At 50.9% G+C, this 20,441-nt stretch carries 17 protein-coding genes; all 17 read left to right on the plus strand.

Features of this window, described 5'->3' with window-relative positions; genetic code table 11:
• Positions 1-16 precede the first annotated feature (16 nt).
• Complete coding sequence (locus tag IPL17_RS09855; protein ID WP_345306915.1) at positions 17-574, plus strand: hypothetical protein; 558 nt, start codon at positions 17-19, stop codon at positions 572-574.
• The gene (locus IPL17_RS09860) at positions 561-1,973 is read left to right on the plus strand and encodes a hypothetical protein (protein ID WP_345306916.1); all 1,413 of its coding nucleotides are present in this window, start codon (positions 561-563) and stop codon (positions 1,971-1,973) included. Before IPL17_RS09855 ends, IPL17_RS09860 begins: the two co-directional genes overlap by 14 nt.
• 140 nt (positions 1,974-2,113) lie before the next feature.
• The gene (locus tag IPL17_RS09865; RefSeq protein ID WP_345306917.1) at positions 2,114-3,373 is read left to right on the plus strand and encodes a BMP family ABC transporter substrate-binding protein; all 1,260 of its coding nucleotides are present in this window, start codon (positions 2,114-2,116) and stop codon (positions 3,371-3,373) included.
• 99 nt (positions 3,374-3,472) lie between these two features.
• Entirely contained in the window at positions 3,473-5,062 is a 1,590-nt protein-coding gene (locus IPL17_RS09870) for an ABC transporter ATP-binding protein (RefSeq protein WP_345306918.1), read from the plus strand.
• Positions 5,055-6,179 carry an ABC transporter permease gene (locus IPL17_RS09875; protein ID WP_345306919.1) on the plus strand — a complete coding sequence of 375 codons (1,125 nt, stop codon included), beginning with the start codon at positions 5,055-5,057 and terminating at the stop codon, positions 6,177-6,179. The genes IPL17_RS09870 and IPL17_RS09875 overlap by 8 nt, the downstream gene beginning before the upstream one ends.
• Before the next feature lie 2 nt (positions 6,180-6,181).
• Positions 6,182-7,150 (plus strand): ABC transporter permease, encoded by a 969-nt coding sequence (locus IPL17_RS09880; protein ID WP_345306920.1) that lies wholly within the window; start codon positions 6,182-6,184, stop codon positions 7,148-7,150.
• A 189-nt stretch (positions 7,151-7,339) separates the two neighbouring features.
• Positions 7,340-8,497, plus strand: coding sequence for an ABC transporter permease (locus IPL17_RS09885; RefSeq protein ID WP_345306921.1), 1,158 nt, complete (start codon positions 7,340-7,342; stop codon positions 8,495-8,497).
• Complete coding sequence (locus tag IPL17_RS09890) at positions 8,494-9,426, plus strand: ABC transporter permease (protein WP_345306922.1); 933 nt, start codon at positions 8,494-8,496, stop codon at positions 9,424-9,426. The genes IPL17_RS09885 and IPL17_RS09890 overlap by 4 nt, the downstream gene beginning before the upstream one ends.
• A 104-nt stretch (positions 9,427-9,530) precedes the next feature.
• Complete coding sequence (locus IPL17_RS09895; RefSeq protein ID WP_345306923.1) at positions 9,531-10,589, plus strand: BMP family protein; 1,059 nt, start codon at positions 9,531-9,533, stop codon at positions 10,587-10,589.
• A 72-nt stretch (positions 10,590-10,661) separates the two neighbouring features.
• Positions 10,662-12,224 carry an ABC transporter ATP-binding protein gene (locus IPL17_RS09900; protein WP_345306924.1) on the plus strand — a complete coding sequence of 521 codons (1,563 nt, stop codon included), beginning with the start codon at positions 10,662-10,664 and terminating at the stop codon, positions 12,222-12,224.
• Positions 12,225-12,359: 135 nt separating this feature from the next.
• Positions 12,360-13,232: an FAD binding domain-containing protein gene (locus IPL17_RS09905; RefSeq protein ID WP_345306925.1), complete on the plus strand. Its 873-nt coding sequence runs from the start codon at positions 12,360-12,362 to the stop codon at positions 13,230-13,232.
• Between the two features lie 11 nt (positions 13,233-13,243).
• Complete coding sequence (locus IPL17_RS09910) at positions 13,244-15,577, plus strand: molybdopterin cofactor-binding domain-containing protein (RefSeq protein ID WP_345306926.1); 2,334 nt, start codon at positions 13,244-13,246, stop codon at positions 15,575-15,577.
• A 1-nt stretch (position 15,578) separates the two neighbouring features.
• Positions 15,579-16,037: a molybdopterin cofactor-binding domain-containing protein gene (locus IPL17_RS09915; protein WP_345306927.1), complete on the plus strand. Its 459-nt coding sequence runs from the start codon at positions 15,579-15,581 to the stop codon at positions 16,035-16,037.
• A gap of 117 nt (positions 16,038-16,154) precedes the next feature.
• Positions 16,155-17,423 carry a threonine synthase gene (gene thrC / locus IPL17_RS09920; protein ID WP_345306928.1) on the plus strand — a complete coding sequence of 423 codons (1,269 nt, stop codon included), beginning with the start codon at positions 16,155-16,157 and terminating at the stop codon, positions 17,421-17,423.
• A complete protein-coding gene (locus tag IPL17_RS09925) occupies positions 17,420-18,589 on the plus strand; it encodes an AI-2E family transporter (protein ID WP_345306929.1) in 1,170 nt (389 codons plus the stop codon). Before thrC ends, IPL17_RS09925 begins: the two co-directional genes overlap by 4 nt.
• The gene (locus IPL17_RS09930) at positions 18,586-19,518 is read left to right on the plus strand and encodes a glycosyltransferase family 2 protein (protein ID WP_345306930.1); all 933 of its coding nucleotides are present in this window, start codon (positions 18,586-18,588) and stop codon (positions 19,516-19,518) included. Before IPL17_RS09925 ends, IPL17_RS09930 begins: the two co-directional genes overlap by 4 nt.
• A 116-nt stretch (positions 19,519-19,634) precedes the next feature.
• The coding region (locus IPL17_RS09935; RefSeq protein ID WP_345306931.1) for an MATE family efflux transporter at positions 19,635-20,441 on the plus strand (807 nt) is incomplete at its 3' end.

Below are 20,441 nucleotides of genomic sequence, written 5' to 3' on the forward strand. Positions count from 1 at the left end.
CAGCGCCGTGTGGTTTATGCTTTTCATCGCCGTGCTGACCTATGGCTTGTTCTTCTGGAAGCGCGGTTTTTATTGGGATGAATTTCCCTGGGCGTGGATCTATTACCGCCTCGGCCCGGATGTATTAACGAAAACCTTCTCAACCAGCCGTCCCTTCTGGGGAATGATCTATCAACTTACAATGCCAGTAATTGGACCAAATCCCTGGGTTTGGCAATTACTGGCATTGGGTTTACGCTGGGTCACTGCGCTCTTGTTCTGGCTGATCTTACGCCTGCTGTGGCCTGAACACCCGCGCCCTGCATTGTGGGCCAGTCTGTTATTTCTTGTTTACCCAGGCATGGGGCAGCATTTCATCTCCATGATGTACAGTCATTTCTACATTGTATTGTCATGTTATTTGTTATCACTTTATCTATCCCTGCGCGCTTTACGTTCTGAAAAGTATCGTGTATTTTTATTTGCTGCGTCGTATTTATTGGCTGCGGTAAATTTGCTGACGATGGAATATTTTTATTTTCTCGAATTCGCGCGATTATTTTTGTTCTGGCGAATCTTTCTTGGGGACGAATAAAGTCCGTTTGCAAAAAGCAGTTTTATATTTTTCACCGTATTTATTTATTTTTCTTGGCATAACATTTTGGCGCATGTTCTTCTTTACTTTCCAAAATGCCAGTTATCAATATGTTTTGCTGGATGCTCTTCGAGATGATTTTTTCTCTGGTTTATTACACCTGATCAACAATGTCGCCATTAGTTTTTGGCGGACAGTATTTGGAGTTTGGATCTATTCCTTCGGCACGATTGGTACGACTGGCTTCGGTCCGCTCACGCTGACCATGATGCTGGTCCTGTTATTCTCGGTCATTGTTCTAGTCGGGTTGTATCTTTTCAAGTTCACGGATCGTGGTGATTTAAATGATCGCGACTTTGCCAAACAGGCTGGGTTGATCGGTCTGGTCTTTTGGGGATTGTCAGGCGGGTCAGTTTGGTTGATTGGGATCGTTCCACAATTCAATTTTTCGATCGATCGTTTTATGCTTCCCTTTATGCTGGGAGCGAGTTTGATCCTGGCTTGCTTGATAGCATTGATCAAAAATCAGCGGACACAAATGATCCTCCTGGCGTTATTGATCGGTTTCGCTGTGAGCAGGCAATTCCGTTTGGAAGAAATTTTTCGCAGTGATTGGAAAACCCAGCAGAATCTATTTTGGCAAATGTCCACGCGTATTCCTGCATTGGAAAAAGGCACCATCTTAATTTCCAACGATCTGCCCGTTACATATTTTTCAGATAATTCATTATCCGGACCATTGAATTGGATATACAGCCCGCCCGGCGAAATGAACGTGATTTTATATTTTGCGTCCGTTCGTGTTGGCAAAACCCTGCCAAACCTTGAACCCGGTCAGCCGCATCAGTTGTATTATGTGGGACCAACATTTTATGGCAGTACTTCAAATATTGTCATGTTTAAGTACGAGCCGCCCGGCTGTTTGCGTGTGCTCGATCCTGAAATAGATTCGGTTAACCGGCTGCTGCCAGAGTCCCTGCGCAATATTGATCAATACTCAAACCAGGCAGTGATCTTATTTGACAGGCAGGCTGAACTACCCGTGCAATTTTACGGCGATGAACCAGAATATAATTGGTGTTATTATTTTGAGCAGGCTGAATTGGCGCGTCAGATGGGAGATTGGGGACAAGTCGTTGAACTAGGTAACACAGCTTTTGCCTTGGAAGATTATCCCAATGATCCGATCGAAAGATTTGTTTTTATTGAAGGCTATGCCCATAATGGAGATTGGGAAAAGGCATTAGAATTATCCGATGTTTCTTATAAAATATCAAAAAAATTTGTTGGCCCGCCGCTCTGTAAATTATGGACCCGTATCGCGCGCGAAACTGAGAGCACCCGAGAGCAGAAAGTCACTATGGATATAGTACAAAATAAATTTGAGTGTTTGCCTTAAAAGTTTATAATATAAAAGGTACTATACAAAAGTGTCCCTTTTCGTTAATATTGTCCATACAAATTGAGAAGGAGGCCGAGAAAAAATATAGATGTTGTTAGTCCTGTATGGTAAGTTCAAATTTCAATAGGAGAAGAAGAATGCATAAAAATATTTCCCGCCTCGCGATTATCGCTCTGGCACTCATGCTCGTCCTTTCTGCTTGTGGTGGCGCAAAGCCCGCCGCAACAGAGGCTCCCGTTGCCGTTGCAACTGAAGCTCCCGCCGCAACCGAGGCCCCGGCTGCTGAAGGTTTCCAGATCCCCGAAGTAGTTGAAGGCAAATTCAACGTTGCCATGGTCTTGATCGGACCGCACGATGACGGTGGTTGGTCCCAGGCTCATTACGAAGGCCTCGTATATATTCAGGAAAATGTGCCGAATGTAAACATCGCCTATATTGAAAATGTTCCTGAAGGTGCCGATTCAGAACAGGTCTTCCGCAGCCTTTCCCGCAAAGGTTTCAATTTGATTTTTGGAACATCTTTCGGTTTTGGTGACCCGATGGAAGTCGTGGCTGGTGAATTCCCTGACACAATGTTCATCCATTTGACAGGTATCAAGTCCAACTTCACAAACTTTGGTAACCTGATGGGCGCCATGGAAGATATGAAGTATTTGGCTGGTATGCTGGCTGGTGCCCGCGCCAAGCAGGATGGAAATCCCAAGCTCGGTTATATGGCCACCTTCCCGATCCCGGAAGAAATCCGCCTTGGTAACGCCATTGCATTAGGTATGAAGCAGACCTGCCCTGAATGTACTTTGGATGTCCGCTGGATCAATACCTGGCACGATCCCATTATTGAAAAAGAAGCCGCTGCTTCCCTCTTTGATGCTGGCGCGCAAGTCGTCTTCACCGGCGCGGATACCCCCGCTGTTGCTGATGTTGCTCAGGAAAAGGGAAAATGGGGCGTGACCTATGACTGGTACGGCTCCTGCAAAGTGGACGCTTGTTTGACCGCTCCATACTGGGTTTGGGGTCCGATTTACGCAGGCATCACGGAAAAAGTGATCGCAGGCACTTATGTTCCCGGTTATGATTACTTTGATGCTGAAACTGGCGCTTTAGGTTTGTTTGGTTTCATGGAAGGCCAGGAAATGCAGCCCGGAGTAAAGGATCTCGATCCTGAGGTGATCGCCAAGGTGCAGGACACACTTGCTCAAATGCTCGCAGGCGAATTTACCCGCTTTGATGTGTTTACCGGCCCGATCAACGATAATAAGGGTAATGTGGTGCTCCCTGCCGGCCAAGCGCTTGAGCAGGTTGACCTTGATGCTTTCCCAGAATATGGTCTGCCGTGTACTGTGGCAGTCTGTATGAAGTGGTGGGCTGAAGGTATTACCGCAGAGCTCCCCCAATAAGATTGATGTAATGCTAGGGCTAGGACTCCGTTGGGGTTCTAGCCCTTTTTGTAAAATGTCTTTGTGTAAGACTACATAACGGATCGCAGGAGTAACTCAGTGACACAACAAATCTCCTCAACACCAGAACAAAACCATATTATAGAAATGCGCGGCATTGTCAAACGCTTTCCTGGCGTAATTGCCAATGACCATGTTGATTTCAAGTTGGCGCATGGAGAGATTCACGGCTTGCTGGGCGAGAATGGCGCAGGCAAAAGCACCTTGATGAATGTACTGGCCGGGTTGTATCGTCAGGAGGCGGGCACTATCTTTGTTAAGGGCGAGCCGAAGGTTTTTTCATCGCCGCGCGATGCGATCAAGGCCGGGATTGGCATGGTGCATCAACATTTTATGCTTGTGCCTTCGCAAACGGTCACTGAGAATATATTGCTCGGTTTGGATGCTCCGCGTTTTTTTATGCGCTTATCTGAATATGATTCAAAGATCGCCGACTTGGGCGAGCGCTTTGGGCTGAAAGTGGACCCGCGCGCGAAGATATGGCAATTATCGGTGGGGGAACAACAACGTGTTGAAATTCTAAAAATGCTTTATCGCGGTGTGGATGTACTCATCATGGATGAGCCTACGGCTGTGCTCGCGCCGCAAGAAATTGAAGGTTTATTTGAAACTTTGCGAGCCATGATCGCCCAGGGGAAATCTGTTATTTTCATTAGCCACAAATTGCAGGAAGTCAGCGCGATTGCCGACCGTGTAAGTGTGCTGCGCAAGGGAATTGCAACCGCATCTGGCGTAGCTTCAAAAGGAGTGTCACGCCAGGAACTGGCGCGTTTGATGGTTGGGCGCGATGTGATCTTTGCGCTTGACAAAAAACCATGCAATCCGGGGGATGTAGTATTGGATGTACGCGATATTTACGCCGATAATGATAAAGGCCTGCCCGCTTTGCGCGGACTATCCCTTAATGTTCGCGCAGGTGAAGTTGTGGGTGTGGCTGGTGTTGCTGGCAATGGCCAGAGCGAGCTGTCCCAGGTAATTTCAGGGATGCGCGAGTGCAAGAAGGGTGAGGTTTTGCTTGGCGGAGATACGGTCAGCAACCACAGCACCCTCTATGGCATTCAACACGGTATGGCGTATGTTCCGGAAGACCGCACACATGTTGGCAGTGCTCCCAACTTGAGTATTACTGACAATGTTATTATGAAAAAATACCGCAAGCCGCCCATTTTGAAGAACGGCTTATTGGATATGAAGGCGGCTACAAAACTTGCCAATGAGCTTAGGCAAGCCTACGATATCGTAGTACCGAGTGTGTCAACACCGGTTCGACTACTATCAGGTGGAAATCTTCAACGTGTGATCCTTGCCCGTGAGATTTCCGGGCAGCCATCATTCATGGTCGCGGTTCAACCTACCCGTGGGCTGGATGTCGGCGCGATAGAGGGAGTCCATCGTTTGCTGCTGGCTCAACGCGAAACTGGCGCTGCGGTCTTGCTCGTCTCTGAGGAGTTGGAAGAATTACTCTCCTTGAGTGACCGAGTATATGTGATTTACGAAGGAAAGATCATGGGGGAGGTAATGATCAAGGGTGATGGGCATGATGAGGCGCTGGTTGATACGATCGGCCAGATGATGACCGGCACTCCGCTCGATCAAATCCAAAAAGAAGGAGTGGCAGCACATGGCTGAGACAACAGTTGTAAATAAGAAACGCCCGCCTTTCCGTATTCGGATCGAACCGCGATTAAGTGAACCCCCCGCTTGGTATCCGGCGGCGGTAACACTCGGTGCCATCGTCGTAGCGCTTATTCTCGGCGGCGTATTGATATCCTTCGCTGGCGGTGACCCGATCCGATCCTATCAGCATATTGCAAAGGCGTCTTTCGGCGATATTGGTGTGCTTTCAGATACGATCGTGAAGGCGACTCCGATCATTCTTGCGGCGTTGGCTTGTTCGGTGGCGTTCCGCATGAAGTTGTGGAACATTGGTGCTGAAGGTCAATTTATCATGGGCGCATTTGGAGCAAGTGCCATTGTGCTTGCTCCAGTACTGCCCGCCGAGACTCCGCGTTGGATATTTATCCCTGTGATGATGCTGGCGGGTATGGCAGCCGGTGCTTTATGGGGTTTCATTCCAGGATATCTAAAAGCAAAATTTAATGTTAATGAGATCATCAGTACTTTAATGCTGAATTACGTCGCGGTGGCTTGGGTAAATTTTTGGATCTTCGGCGTTTGGACAGAAGGTGGTTTCCAAATGTCACCCAAGTTTCCAGATGGAGCCAGTCTGCCTCGTTTAACGGATTTCGCTAAGACTTTCCCCGCTTTTCGTGGGCTTACCACTCACGCGGGTCTGGTGATCGGCATTATCGCCGCGATCATTTTGTGGATCGTGATATTCCGCAGCCGCTGGGGGTATGAGATCCGCTTGATCGGTGACAATCCGCATGCTGCGCAATATGCGGGTATCAATATAAAACAGAATATTATCTGGGTCATGATGCTTTCCGGTGCGCTTGCTGGACTGGGCGGCATGTCTGAGGTGACCGGCGTTGTCCATCGTTTGCAGACCGCTCCCATAGCGGCTGGATATGGCTTTACAGGAATTATCGTGGCCTGGCTGGCAAAATTAAACCCCCTGGTTATCATTATCGCTTCAATTTTATTTGGAGCGTTGATCCTGGCAGGGCGTGAAATTCAGCCTTCAGGCGTTCCGAAAATGATTCAAGGCATTATATTAGTCTGTCTGATCGCCAGCGATTTTATGCTCCGCTATCGTATCGTTGTTGAACGCGGGGAGGAATAATTATGGATTTTACGATCATCTTACAGGCAGGGATTGCAAGTGGAACTGTGCTGTTGTTCGCGACCATAGGGGAATTATTTTCAGAGCGTGCCGGTGTTCTGAATCTTGGCGTCGAAGGTATGATGTTGATTGGTGCGATGAGCGCATTTAGTACAACCATTGCCACAGGTAATCCGTGGCTGGGTGTTCTGGTGGCAATGTTTTTTGCCGGGCTTGTCAGCCAGATCCATGCCTTTATTGTGATCACCCTTCAGGCTGATCAGGTTGTCAGCGGGCTGTCCCTCACTTTTCTGGGTGCAGGCATTAGCCTTGTATTGGGCGAGGGATTAAGCAAAGCCGGTACCGTTTCGCTTCTTCCAAATTTTTCCATTCCGTTACTTTCGTTAATCCCGGTCATTGGAAAAATATTTTTTACCAGTCAAAGCGTGCTGGTTTACATTGGCTATTTATTGGTTCCGCTATCATGGTATTACATAAATCGCACGCGTCCCGGTTTGCATTTGCGCGCGGTGGGTGAGTATCCATCGGCTGCGGATGCTCTGGGTATCAGCGTTTTCCGTATGCGCTATTTTTATGTTTTTGTTGGCGGGATGCTGGCTGGGTTGGCAGGTGCTACGATCAGTCTTGCAGTATCTCCGGGCTGGTTCAGTGAATTGACCACTGGCGGGCAGGGATGGATTGCGATCGGTTTGGTTATCTTTGCTCAATGGGACCCTGTCCGCGCGGCCTTGGGTTCATATGCCTTTGGCGCACTGCGGCGCCTTATTCTTGATATTCAAGGCCCGCTTCTTCTCTTCGGTTTTAATAATCCCTTTTATTACAATCCCTACCTGGGATTTTTCCTCCAGATGCTGCCGTACCTATTCACAGTCGTTGTGCTTGTGATTGGTTCACGCGAAGCCATGCGAAAACGCATTGGCGCGCCAGCCGCTCTTGGCAATCCGTACATTCGCGGAGAGCGCGGAAAGTAATCTGGCTCTGATAAATTTGGATTCGGTTATCCGTCTCCCTTTGACTTCACGCCGAAGGGAGATTTCATATTACATCTAACAGTTTTGTAATTTTCTGGACAAAAATCATATAATTCCTGTTACAAAATGTCTGACAACTTGTAGACGGATTCAGTATACTGAGATGGTACAGGAGACAGGTATCTGGCCATGAAAAAACTACTTCAAAGTGAATGGATTTCCCGCCTGATCGACACGCTTCTTCCAGTATTTGCCGCGATGATAGCTTTGCTTCTTGGCGCGGTCATGTTGTTCTTTTTGAAGGTTAATCCCGTTGAGGCGTATAAAGCCCTCTGGGATGGCGCATTTGGCAGTACCAACGCTTTTGCGGAAACCCTGGTCAAAGCGACACCCTTGCTTTTGGTTGGGATCGGCATTTGCATCTCATTTCGTGGCGATGTGATCAATATTGGCGGTGAAGGGCAGATGATCATCGGCGCAGTCCTCGCGACCTGGGTTGGGTTGAATTTCACCGGGCTGCCCGGTTGGCTGACGATTACTTTATCCATGCTGGCAGGTTTTTTGGGCGGCGCGATTTGGGGTGGTATTCCGGGGGTATTGAAAGCATATTTCAGTGTAAATGAAATTTTAAGCACCGTGATGATGAACGCCATTGCGGTGCAGTTGATGAACTTCCTTTTGCGTGGACCGATGATCGATCCTGCGCAGGCGGAAATGGCTTCGCAAATTCCCCAGACTGCGCGTTTGGAGGAGATTTTCCGCTTGCCGCGCCTTGCTCCAACCCGCCTTCATCTTGGGGCTTTGATCGCTGTCATCCTTGCCATATTGGTTTACATTCTATTATGGCGCACCACTCTTGGTTACCGTATCCGCGCGGTTGGACAGAATCAACATGCTTCACGTTATGCGGGGATCAATGTTAAGCGTTACATGGTGCTTGCCTTATTGTTGAGCGGTGCGTTTGCAGGGCTGGCCGGCGCGACTCAAGTCTTTGGTGTGAACTATCGCATGATCACAGACGGGTCTTCGTCAGGCTTTACGGGGAGCGCCGGTTTCAATGGGATCGTGGCTGCCTTGTTTGGAGGTCTGCATCCGATCTTAACCATTCCTGCTTCGATCCTGTTTGGCGCGCTGCTGGTCGGCGCCAATAAGATGCAAAGAGTTGTACAGGTCCCATCGGCTTTGATCACTGCCCTGAATGGGTTGGTGGTTGTATTCGTCGTCAGCAGCGAGATCATCCGTAAGAGAAGACAGCGAAGGAGGGAAGCGGTTGCCAAGCATGAGAACGAATCTGCTCCGCCTCCATCGAATGGCAAGCAGGTTAATCAAGTGGAGGCAGGTTCATGATCTCAGATCTTTTTACTGTCACTGTATTGGTTGGCATTTTGGCATCTGGAATCCGCCTATCCACGCCGTATTTGTTTGCGGCCCTCGGCGAGACCTTCGGGCAAAAAAGCGGCGTGCTAAATCTCGGTGTCGAAGGGCAAATGCTGTTGGGCGCTTTTGCCGCCTTCTATGTGGCGCTTACAACGGGTAACTTGTGGTTGGGTTTATTGACCGCCATGATCGTCGGCGCATTGATGGGACTCGCCATGGCGTATGTGACCGTCAACTTGCATGCCGAGCAGGGTATTAGCGGCATCGGTTTCTATCTCTTCGGTCTTGGGATGAGCGATCTGCTTTTCCAAAAGTTGATGGGAACTGTGGAAACGGTCAAAGGTTTTCCTGAAGTTTACATTCCTTTCTTGAGCGACATTCCGGGGATTGGAAAGATATTCTTTAGTCAAAATATTCTTGTGTATATTGCCTATCTGCTTGTCCCGATCGCCTGGTTCGTGTTGAACAAGACAACGCTTGGACTGAAGATCCGCTCTGTAGGGGAGAACCCGGATGCGGCGGATTCATTGGGCGTGAGCGTGGCACGGATTCGATACTTCACCATTATCCTCGGCGGGACTCTCTCCGGTGTGGCGGGCGCATCCATGTCGATCGCCTTGCTCAATGTCTTCCAGCAGAACATGACCAGCGGACTTGGCTTTATTGCCGTTGCGCTGGTTTACTTCGGCGCGTGGCGTCCCATCGGTGTTTTGGGCGGCGCGCTGTTATTCAGCTTGATCAATTCATTACAATTATGGGTGCAGGTCTTGAGCATTCCCATTCCTTCTGATATTGCGGTGATGATGCCGTATGTCGTTACGATCCTGGTTTTGGTCGCAACTGTGTCGAAAGTTCGCGCTCCGTCAGCGTTGACGAAACCCTTTGAGCGGGGCGATTAATCCATGCGAAGGAGGTGGTCAACCGATTAAACATGTCAATCTGAATTTCCAAACAGGACAATTGTCCCGTCGAAAGATAACCACCCATATTTAAGGAGAAGAAGATGAAAAAGTTCGTTTGGTTTTTGCTCACCCTGGCACTTGTTTTGAGCGCTTGCGGCGCCCCCACCCCAGAAGCGACCGAAGCTCCTGTTGCTGCGACTGAAGCTCCCGCTGCCACCGAGGCTCCCGCCGCAACCGAAGCCCCTGTTGTGGCCGCTGAACCGTTCCGCGTCGCTGTGGTAATGCCCAGTTCCACCACTGATCTCGCGTTTGGTCAGTCCATGTACGATGCCCTCGTCCGCGTTCAGGAAGAAATGGGCGCAGAGAATTTTGAGTTCGTTTACTCGGAAGGCATGTTCGTTGTGGATGATGCCGCTGCTGCCATCCGTGACTACGCCACTCAGGGCTTTGACCTGGTGATCGCTCACGGCTCACAATACGGTTCCTCCCTGCAGGAAATTGCTCCTGACTTCCCCGAGACCAGCTTTGCCTGGGGCACCACGGTGGACACTTTTGGTCAGCCCAATATCTTCGCCTATGAAGCTTTGTCTCAGGAAGGCGGCTATGTCAACGGCGTGTTGGCTGCCACTCTTTCCACAAGCAAAGTCATCGGCGTTGTAGGACCGATCGAAACCGGCGATGCCAAGTTGTATGTTGACGGTTTCAAAGCCGGCGTTGCCGCGACTGATCCCGCTGTTCAGGTCAATGTCAATTACATTGGTTCCTTCTCGGATGTTGCGCTTGCCTCTGAAGCTGCCACCACCCATATCTCCGCCGGCGCTGATGTCTTGACCGGTTCCGCCCAGATGGTTGTTGGCGCGATCGGTAAGGCTGAAGAAGCGAATGCCCTCTGGTTCGGAACTCAATCCAACCAGGCTTCACTCGCCCCGTCGATTGTTGTGGCCAGCCAGGTTTACCACTGGGAAGTCATGCTCAACGAGATGATCGGCCTCATTCAGGCTGGCACCATGGGCGGACAATCCTTCTCTGCCAACCTCGCCAATGGCGGACAGGTGATCGAATTTAATTCCGATTACGCCCTTTCTGACGAAGCCCAAGCTTTGGCTGATGCAACCATTCAAGGGATTATCGACGGAACCATCACGATCGCTCTCCCATAACGGATAATATTAATAGCCTTCGGAAGTCCTCAAGACTTCCGAAGGCTTATCGTTTTATTTCAGGATGACGCCATGACCGATTCCAATAAACTTCCTTCAGGCCAGACCCGTATCGAAAGCATTGAGATGCGCGGAATTACCAAAAGATTCCCCGGCGTACTTGCCAGTGACCATGTGGATTTTGATGTGAAGTCTGGTGAAGTCCATGCTCTGCTTGGCGAAAATGGCGCGGGCAAAAGCACTTTGATGAAGATCCTGTATGGCATGTACCATCCAGATGAAGGTCAGGTTTTGTTGAATGGCAAGCCGATCAGCATTGCATCGCCAACCGATGCGATCAATAACGGGATTGGCATGATCCACCAGCATTTCATGCTTGTCCCTACGCTGACCGTTGCAGAAAACGTGGCTTTGGGATTACCCTCCTCCCGCGGCCCATTGACTGACCTCGACCGCGTATCCAAACGGATTTTGGAGTTGGCAGGCATATACGGTTTGAAGATCGACCCCGATGCGTATGTGTGGCAGTTATCTGTCGGTCAGCAGCAGCGGGTAGAAATTATCAAGGCGCTGTATCGCGGCGCGGCCTTGCTTATTCTTGACGAACCGACCGCTGTTCTTACTCCACAGGAAGTGGATGAATTTTTTGTCATCATGCACCAGATGGTGAAGGATGGCTATGCACTTATTTTTATTTCCCATAAACTGCACGAAGTTGTCGAGATCAGCAACCGTGTGACCGTCCTTCGCAATGGAAAGAAGATCGGCACACGCCCGACTTCCGAGACCACGAAACAGGATCTGGCGAATTGGATGGTCGGTCATGATGTTGATTTCGCCCCGGATCGCGGCGATGTCGAATGCGGCGAAGTCCGTCTGAAACTGGATCGGGTCTCCTGCGGCAGTGACCGCGGAACGCCCGGCCTGCGCGAAGTCAGCCTTGAGATCCATTCTTGCGAGATCCTTGGGGTCGCCGGTGTGTCTGGCAATGGTCAGCGTGAACTGGCGGACACGATTGCCGGCCTGCGAAAAGTAACCAGCGGAAAGATCTACCTTGAAGGCAGGGATGTAACGAACCTTCAGCCCGGCCAGTTGACCGAACGAATGTTATCCTACATTCCAGAGGAAAGAATGCGCGACGGCATGATCAAGGACTTCACCGTCGCTGAAAATATGATCCTGCGTGAACATCATAAACTGCCATTCTCCAGTTCAGGCTTTTTGAAATTGAAGAATATTTTCACGCATTCCGATAAATTAATAGCGCAGTTCCATGTAAAGACCCCGTCACAGGAAACTCACGCAAAGAATCTTTCAGGCGGTAACATCCAAAAGATCGTGCTTGCCCGCGAGATCTCCAGAAACCCCCGCGCGCTCATAGCCGCCCAGCCCACCCGCGGACTTGACATCGGCGCGACCGAATATGTGCGTGAACAATTGCTTGACCAGCGCAAGCGCGGCGCGGCTGTCATGCTGATCTCCGAAGACCTCGATGAGATCCTTGCGCTATCCGATCGTGTTGCCGTGCTCTACGAAGGCAGGGTCATGGATATTCTCTCTCGTCAGGATGCGACCCGTGAAAGGCTTGGCTTGTTAATGGCGGGTGTGCAGCCCGAGGAAAAGACCCCTGCTTAAAATTTAAAAGTAGTACAATTTCACTCCATCGGTTCGGTGGTCGCTCGCTGCGCGTGTAAAGTGCAGCAGCGGCGTTGGACAGTTTCGCGATCCATCGAAAAGTGCCGCCGTCCCAAAAAAGGAAGGACACCACCTATGAACCTATGGCAAGAATATAAACGGCCAGCTTCCGTCACGGAAGCAATCCAAGCGCTCACATCCGCATCAGGTCCCGTCATGCCCATCGCGGGCGGAACCGATCTATTGCTCGACTTGAAACAAGGCCGCCACGCCCCTGTCCACACATTAATTGATCTGACTTTTGTCCCGGAGATGTCCCTGCTCGAATTGAGAGGGGATGAACTCTACATCGGAGCTGCCGTCCCGGTCAACCGCGTCGCACTGGACCCGTTAACTGGTGCGCACGCCCAGGCATTGGTCGAAGCCTGTAACTTGATCGCAGGCCCGCAAGTCCGCAACACCGCCACGCTCGGCGGTAATGTGGCGCACGCCCTCCCCGCCGCAGATGGGACCATCGCCCTGACTGCCCTCGAAGCGCAAGCTGAAGTTGCCAGTTCTGCTGGGACTCGCCGAATGCCCTTCACATCATTATTTCTTGGCCCCGGAAAATCTGCGATCAATAAAAGCTCAGAGATCATCGTTGGCTTTTATCTCAAACAAACCAAGACGGGACAAGCCTCCTGCTTCAAGCGCATCATGCGTCCGCAGGGCGTGGCTTTGCCCATTTTGAACTGCGCCGTCTGGCTTGAACGTGAAGGCGATATTGTCAAAGATATTCACATCGCCGTCGGCCCCGGCAGTTCTACTCCTTTCCGCGCCACGGAAGCGGAAGCAACCTTGCGAGGACAAGCAGTAAACAGCGATGCACTAAACCGCACAATAGAATCTCTTCTTGGCCAGGCTAAATTCCGCACCAGCGCCCGCCGCGCCAGTGCAGACTACCGCAAGCATACCGTTGGTGGATTATTTAGTGATGTATTCGAGACCGCGTGGAAACGCGCAGAATAAGGATTAATGGTATGTCAAACATAAATTTTTCAGTTAATGGGCAAAAGTATTCTATCGAACCTATCGCGGGCGAGACTTTATCAACCCTCCTGCGCGAACGGCTGCGCCTGACCGGCACCAAGATCGGCTGTGAAGAAGCCGAGTGCGGCGCATGTACCGTCCTTGTAGATGGCGAGCCGATGATGTCCTGTGTCTATCCCGCCGAGCGCGCCGATGGCAAGACCATTGTCACCATTGAGGGACTTGCCCAGCGCGTTCACGAAGAAATGAAACTGCATCCGTTGCAGGAAGCCTTTATTGAACAAGGCGCAGTCCAGTGCGGATTCTGCATCCCTGGTCAAATTATGACCGCGTATGCTTTGATTAAACGCAATCCGAATCCAAACAGCGACGACATTCGCTTTGCGCTTAAGGATACCCTCTGCCGCTGCGCGGGTTACCCGTCCATTGAGAATGCCATTATCGCCGCGGCCGAAGCCTTGCGAACTGGCGAACCCGTCCAGAAACCGACGCATATTCCTGATTCAATCCACGATCACAAAACAGTTGGGCACAGTCATTTGCGCCCGGAAGCTGTGGAAAAAGTAACCGGCGAGGCCATCTACACTGATGACCTGAAATTTGACGGCATGTTATACGCCAAAGCCCGCCGCGCGACGATCCCACATGGTTTCTTAACAAAACTCGATATCTCCAAAGCGAAAGCCCTCCCTGGTGTATTGGCCGTTCTAACCGCTGATGATATTCCCGGTGAACACAATCATGGATTGGTCATTTACGACTGGCCGGTAATGGTCGGCGTCGGCGAGCGCATCCGCTATGTGGGCGACGCTCTTGCCATCGTTGCAGCCGAAACTCAGGATATTGCCGAGCAGGCGTCGGTGTTGATCGAAGCGGAATTTAATCTCCAGCCTGTTATTACGAATCCAGTTCAAGCGCGGCAGGATGGCGTTCCGCAAATTCACGAAAAAGGAAATTTGCTCAAGCACATCAAAGTCCGCAAGGGTGATATGGACGCTGGCTTTGCAAAAGCTGATATTGTTTTTGAACATACCTTCCACACGCCGACCACTGACCACGCCTTCATCGAGCCCGAATGCAGTATTGGCGTGCCGCTGCCCGATGGCCGCATGGAAGTTTACGTTGGCTCGCAAATTCCGTATCAGGATAAAACACAGGTTGCGCGCGCGTTGGGCTGGGATGAAGAGCGTGTCCGCATTGTGGGTCAGCTGATGGGCGGCGGTTTCGGCGGCAAGGAAGACATCATGGGGCAGATCCATGTTGCCCTGCTTGCGAACGTGACCCAGCGCCCAGTGAAGCTGCTCTTTGATCGTCACGAAAGTTTGCTCGTACACCCCAAACGCCACGCCACACAGATCCGCGTCAAGATGGGTGCGATGAAAAATGGCCGCCTCGTTGCGGTGGATACAGAACTCTACGGCGACACGGGCGCGTATGCGTCGCTCGGCGAAAAGGTCATGACCCGCGCCACCACGCACGCCGCAGGTCCGTATGATGTGGAGAACGTCCGCGCTGATTGCTACGCCATGTACACCAACAATCCGCCCGCGGGCGCGTTCCGCGGTTTCGGCGTGACGCAATCTGCGTTTGCTGTTGAGTCCATGATGGACATGCTCGCCGAAAAATTAAATATTGAACGTGTTGAACTACGCCGCATGAACGCACTGCACGTTGGAAGCATCACCAACACGGGACAGGAACTAAAAGAGTCTGTGGGTTTGATGGAATGTATTGACCGTGTGGATGCGGAGATGCGCAAGCACAACTCGGATCCTTTCACGCCGGTAGTTGACTCTGCCAACCCGAACCTGATTCGCGCCTGGGGCTTTGCCTCTGCCTACAAGAACACCGGACTCGGCGGCGGCGCTCCCGATATCTCTGGCGCGGATGTTGAACTCTACGAAGACGGCACGTTCCAGGTCCGCAGTTCAGCCGCTGAACTCGGTCAGGGACTCGTGACCGTCATGCGTTTGATCGTTTCCGAAGAAATGGCGGTCGCTCCTGAAAAAGTGCGCGTCCTTGTCATGGACACCGACTTGACTCCCAACGGCGGCCCAACGACTGCATCACGTCAAACATTCGTCACAGGCAATGCATCTCGTTATGCGGCAAAGACTCTGCGCGATGAGATCACTGCCTCGATGGCTGAAAAGTACGATGTCCGTCCCGAACAGATTCGCTTTGCGGATGGCGTTGTCCATGTCAACGGACATTCGTTGACATACGCGGAAATTTATAAAGAAATGAAAGCCGCGGGAAAAAATCCGCTCGTGCGCTATATGTATGAAGCGCCCAAGACTCAAACCCCTTGGCACAGGCGGTGACATGCACTTTGCTTTCTCATTCGGTGTGCAGGCTGCTGAAGTCGAAGTCAATAAGCTGACAGGCGAAGTGCGCGTGCTGAAAGTCATCTCAGCCAATGATGTGGGCATGGCGGTTAATCCGCTCGGCTTGCAGGGACAGATCGAAGGCGGCGTGATGATGGGACTCGGCAACTGTCTCACCGAAGAATTCATCGTCGAGAACGGCAACGTGATCACAGACCATCTCGCCCGTTACCGTGTGCCTGGCATTATGCTGACCCCAGAGATCACCTCCATCGTCGTCGAACATCCTATTGAAGCAGGTCCTTACGGTGCGAAAGGCGTGGGCGAAGTGTGCAGCATCCCAACCACACCCGCCATCACAAACGCCATCTACAACGCAGTCGGCGTGCGGATTGACAGAACACCTGTGGATCAGGAGTTGATCGCGAATGAGCTATGGGAGAGGGAAAATAAGTAAAAAAAAGAAAATAAATCGCTGACATATCAAAAGGACTCTCAAGGTTTTTAGCTTGAGAGTCCTTTTTACAAGTCTGCTTGTATATCGGGTAAAATCAGGCAAAGAAAAGGGCTAACTATGAATAAATTCACTGGCTATCGCTGTTCAATTTGTGGATCCGAATACCTGCCCGGTCAGGTCACATACATCTGCCCGAAGGATGGCGGCAATCTTGATGTCATCCCGGATTATGAACACATAAAGAAGAAATTCCACCCCGAAGATATTACATCGCGGACTGAGCCCTCACTTTGGAGGTATCTGCCTCTTTTGCCTGTGGATGAACCTGAGGGTGATTCTACCCCTTTGCATGCCGCAGGCTGGACGCCGGTGTTTGCTCTGCCGCGATTGGCAGAAAAACTCAACCTCAAGCATCTCTGGCTAAAAGACGAGTCGCGCAACCCAACCGCGTCCTTCAAAGACCGCGCCAGCGCAATCGTTGTGACCCGCGCTCGTGAACTCAAAGCTGAGATCGTTGTGACAGCATCCACAGGGAATGCTGGCGCGGCGCTGGCGGGCATGTCTGCTGCGGTTGGGCAGAAAGCGATCATCTTTGCGCCCAAATCCGCTCCACAGGCCAAAGTGGCGCAATTGCTTGTCTTTGGCGCGAAAGTGATCCTTGTGGATGGGACTTATGATGAGGCCTTTGATCTGAGTGTCAAAGCGTCGAATGAATTTGGGTGGTATTGCCGTAACACTGGCTACAATCCATTTACATTGGAAGGCAAAAAGACCGCTGCTTTTGAAATTTGGGAGTGGTGGCTGGAGGCTCATCGCGAGTGGCATCAAAAGGATAAGCAGCTTGACGATCATGCTCCCCTCACTGTCTTTGTTTCAGTGGGGGATGGCAATATAATTTCTGGTATTCATAAAGGCTTCAAGGATTTGCTTACTTTGGGTTGGATCCAAACCATGCCGCGCATCATCGGTGTGCAGGCGGAAAAGTCTGCTGCGATTGCGAATGCATTTAATGCAAATACAGAGATAATTACCCCGGTCTCTGCCACAACGATCGCTGATAGTATTTCAGTTGACCTGCCGCGAGATGGTGTCCGCGCGGTGCGGGCAGCGAAAGCGACTGGCGGAACATATATCACTGTATCCGATGATGAGATCATCAAATCCATCGCGGAGCTTGGCAGGATGGGTATCTTTCCCGAACCTGCCGGGGCGGCGGCGTATGCGGGTCTGGTCAAAGCGGCAGGCTCGGGCGTAGTCGGAAGCGATGATCCCGTCCTCGTTATGAATACCGGCAGCGGATTGAAGGATGTCCGCGCGGCAATGCAGGCTGTCCAGTCTGCCCCGATCATTGAACCTACTTTGGAAGCGGTGAAAAAGATTTTATGAAAAATAATGAACCAGCCTGGAGTCTGCCGTTTCGCTATGTGACGGGTCTGATTCTCTTTGTCGCGATCATTGCGCTGTTGCTTTACGCGCGCGATGCCGTTAAGGCATTGATCATTGCGGCATTTGTCGCCTATCTGATCAGCCCCGCTGTTAATTTTTTAATGGAGCGGACAAAGCTTTCACGAACTGCGGCCGTGAATATCGTCTATTTTTCTTCCTTGATCTTGTTGGTGGGCGTCCCTTCCACCTTAACACCGATCTTCTTTGATGAAATTAAAATTGTCGCGCAGGATTTGTTGGATCTGTCCAACGAGATCAGCGCGATTCTGATACAGCCTGTGCGGTTTGGGGGCATGGTTTTTCATTTTGAGCAGCTTGGGGCGAGTCTGGCGAATGTGCAGAACGCGGTGCTTACTCCGATCCCGGAGAAAGCCCTGGCGTTGCTTGAAACAACCTCTGTCGGTGTGTTGTGGTTTTTGGTGATCATTGTGGCTGTGCATTTATTTATGAGTGAGTGGCCTCACATTCGTGTGCGCTTATTGGAGATGTCTCCTTCGTCTTATCACGATGATCTGCGTGAGTTGTACAGGCGTGTCCGCGGCGTATGGATGGCTTACCTGCGCGGGCAGATCGTTTTGATGATCATCGTTGGGATCGTTTTTACGATTGCCTGGGTCATTATGGGAATTCCCGGCGCATTGGTCCTGGGTGTGATCGCGGGACTGTTCACCTTGGTGCCTGACGTGGGGCCTTTTGTGGCTGTCATATTGACAATGGCTGTAGCTTTGTTGGAAGGTTCCAGTTGGATCCCGCTTTCAAACTTCCTGGTGGCGGGAATCGTTTTTATTGTTTATTTGGTGTTGATCAATTTGAAGAATTTCTGGCTGCGGCCTTACATCATGGGACGCAGTGTTCACATGAATGAAGCCTTGATCTTCATCGCCATCATGATCGCCACGATCCTTGAAGGGATTATGGGGGCGCTGCTGGTTGTGCCGGTCCTGGCTTCTGTGGTCGTGATCCTCGAATATTTACGCCGCCGTGTACTGGGTCTGCCTCCATTTGGCGACGATGGCAGTCAGCAGTTTGTCGCGCCGCCGGAGAAGATCAAATCAAGGCGCGCAGTCCCCGCTGTTGAGCAAGAGATGCAGGAAAAAAATAAATGAAAATTACGTATTCCATTATTGCGCCCATTTATAACGAGATCGAGAATCTCCCTGAACTTTACCGCCGTGTAAAAGAAGTAATGAATTCTTCAGGGGAAGCGTGGGAACTTATCCTCGTGGATGATGGCTCAACCGACGGTTCGACTGAGAAGATCCGTGAGCTGGCGAAAAAAGATAAGATCGTGCGCCCAGTCATCTTTGCGCGCAACTTCGGGCATCAGGTTGCCATCACCGCAGGCTGGGATTATGCGCGCGGCGATGCGATCGTCATCATTGATGCGGATTTGCAAGACCCGCCCGAAGTGATCCTTGAATTGGCAAAGAAATGGAAGGAAGGCTACGAAGTCGTATACGCCGTGCGCGGCGAACGCGAAGGTGAATCGTGGTTCAAAAAATTCACAGCCGCCATGTTCTATAGGATCATCTACAGCATCACGGATGTGAAGATTCCCGTAGACACAGGCGACTTCCGCTTGATGGATCGCAAAGTCGTGGATGTGCTCAAGCAGATGAAGGAACGTCATCGTTTTCCGCGCGGCATGTCTGCCTGGGTTGGGTTCAGACAGATCGGAGTCACTTACAAACGCGCCGCGCGCGTGGCAGGCGTGACCAAATATCCGTTCCGTAAGATGCTCAAACTGGCGCTGAATGCCATCACAGGCTTTTCATATTTCCCATTACAGGTTGCCACTTATTTTGGGTTCGTCTCGGCTGGAATTTCAATTCTTGCCATTCCCATAGTCGTTGCCTTGCGCCTGGCAGGCTCGCACTTCTTTGAAGGTCAAACGACAACCCTCATCTCGGTGCTTTTCCTTGGCGGTGTGCAATTAATTTCGCTTGGCATTCTCGGCGAGTATATTGGCCGCCTTTACGACGAAGCCAAAGGCAGGCCGCTTTATATTGTCCGCGACGCGCCGGAAGATCAGTAAATTAGCGATCAGTAATCAGTGACCAGTCGGCGGTTAGACACCTTTTATAACTGTCCCTTGAGCCGCCTTCTGCTTTCTGTTTTCATCCTTCCTCTTTCATCATTTGCATTTTCCCCATGAATCTTTCCTTTCTCAAAGACCGTTCCTTTATCCGTGAATTGCTGGTGATCGCGATTCCCATTTCATTTCAACAGCTTATCAACGCCTCGCTCAACATGATCGACGTGATCATGGTCGGGCAATTGGGCGAGACCTCCATCGCCGCGCTGGGACTGTCAAATCAGATTTTCTTCGTGCTGATCCTGATTCTCTTTGGCGCGACCAGCGGCATGTCAATTTTTACCGCGCAATTTTGGGGCAAGCAGGAGATCGAGCCGATCCGTAAAGTGCTGGGCATGAGTCTGATCTTATCCATATCTGTTGCGTTCATCTTCACCCTTGTGGCAACGCTCATGCCAGAGATCATACTTGGCTTATATACAAAAGATGCCGAAGTCATCCGTCTTGGAAGCAGTTATCTTCGCATCGTTGGTTTTACGTATATCCCGATCGCCATCGCCACTTCCTACATCGCGATCCTGCGCAGTATTCAACTCGTTCGGCTGACCGTTGTTGCGACCGTTTCTGCCTTGATCTTTAAGACGATTCTTGGCTATGGATTGATCTTCGGCATTGGCGGACTTCCTGCGCTGGGAGTCCGCGGCGCAGCGATTGGCACCGCATCAGGCTGGACCTTGGAACTGGTTCTGCTTCTGATCTTTATCTACACTCAGAAGACTCCCCTCGCCGCAAACCCGTTGACATTTTTCTCCTTCGACAAGGCGTTCTTCATCCGCGTGATTACAACGGTGATGCCTGCTGTTGCGAACGAAATGTTCTGGTCTTTGGGCATTACAACCTACAACGCCATCTATGCCCACATC

The organism is Candidatus Villigracilis saccharophilus, from assembly GCF_016711665.1.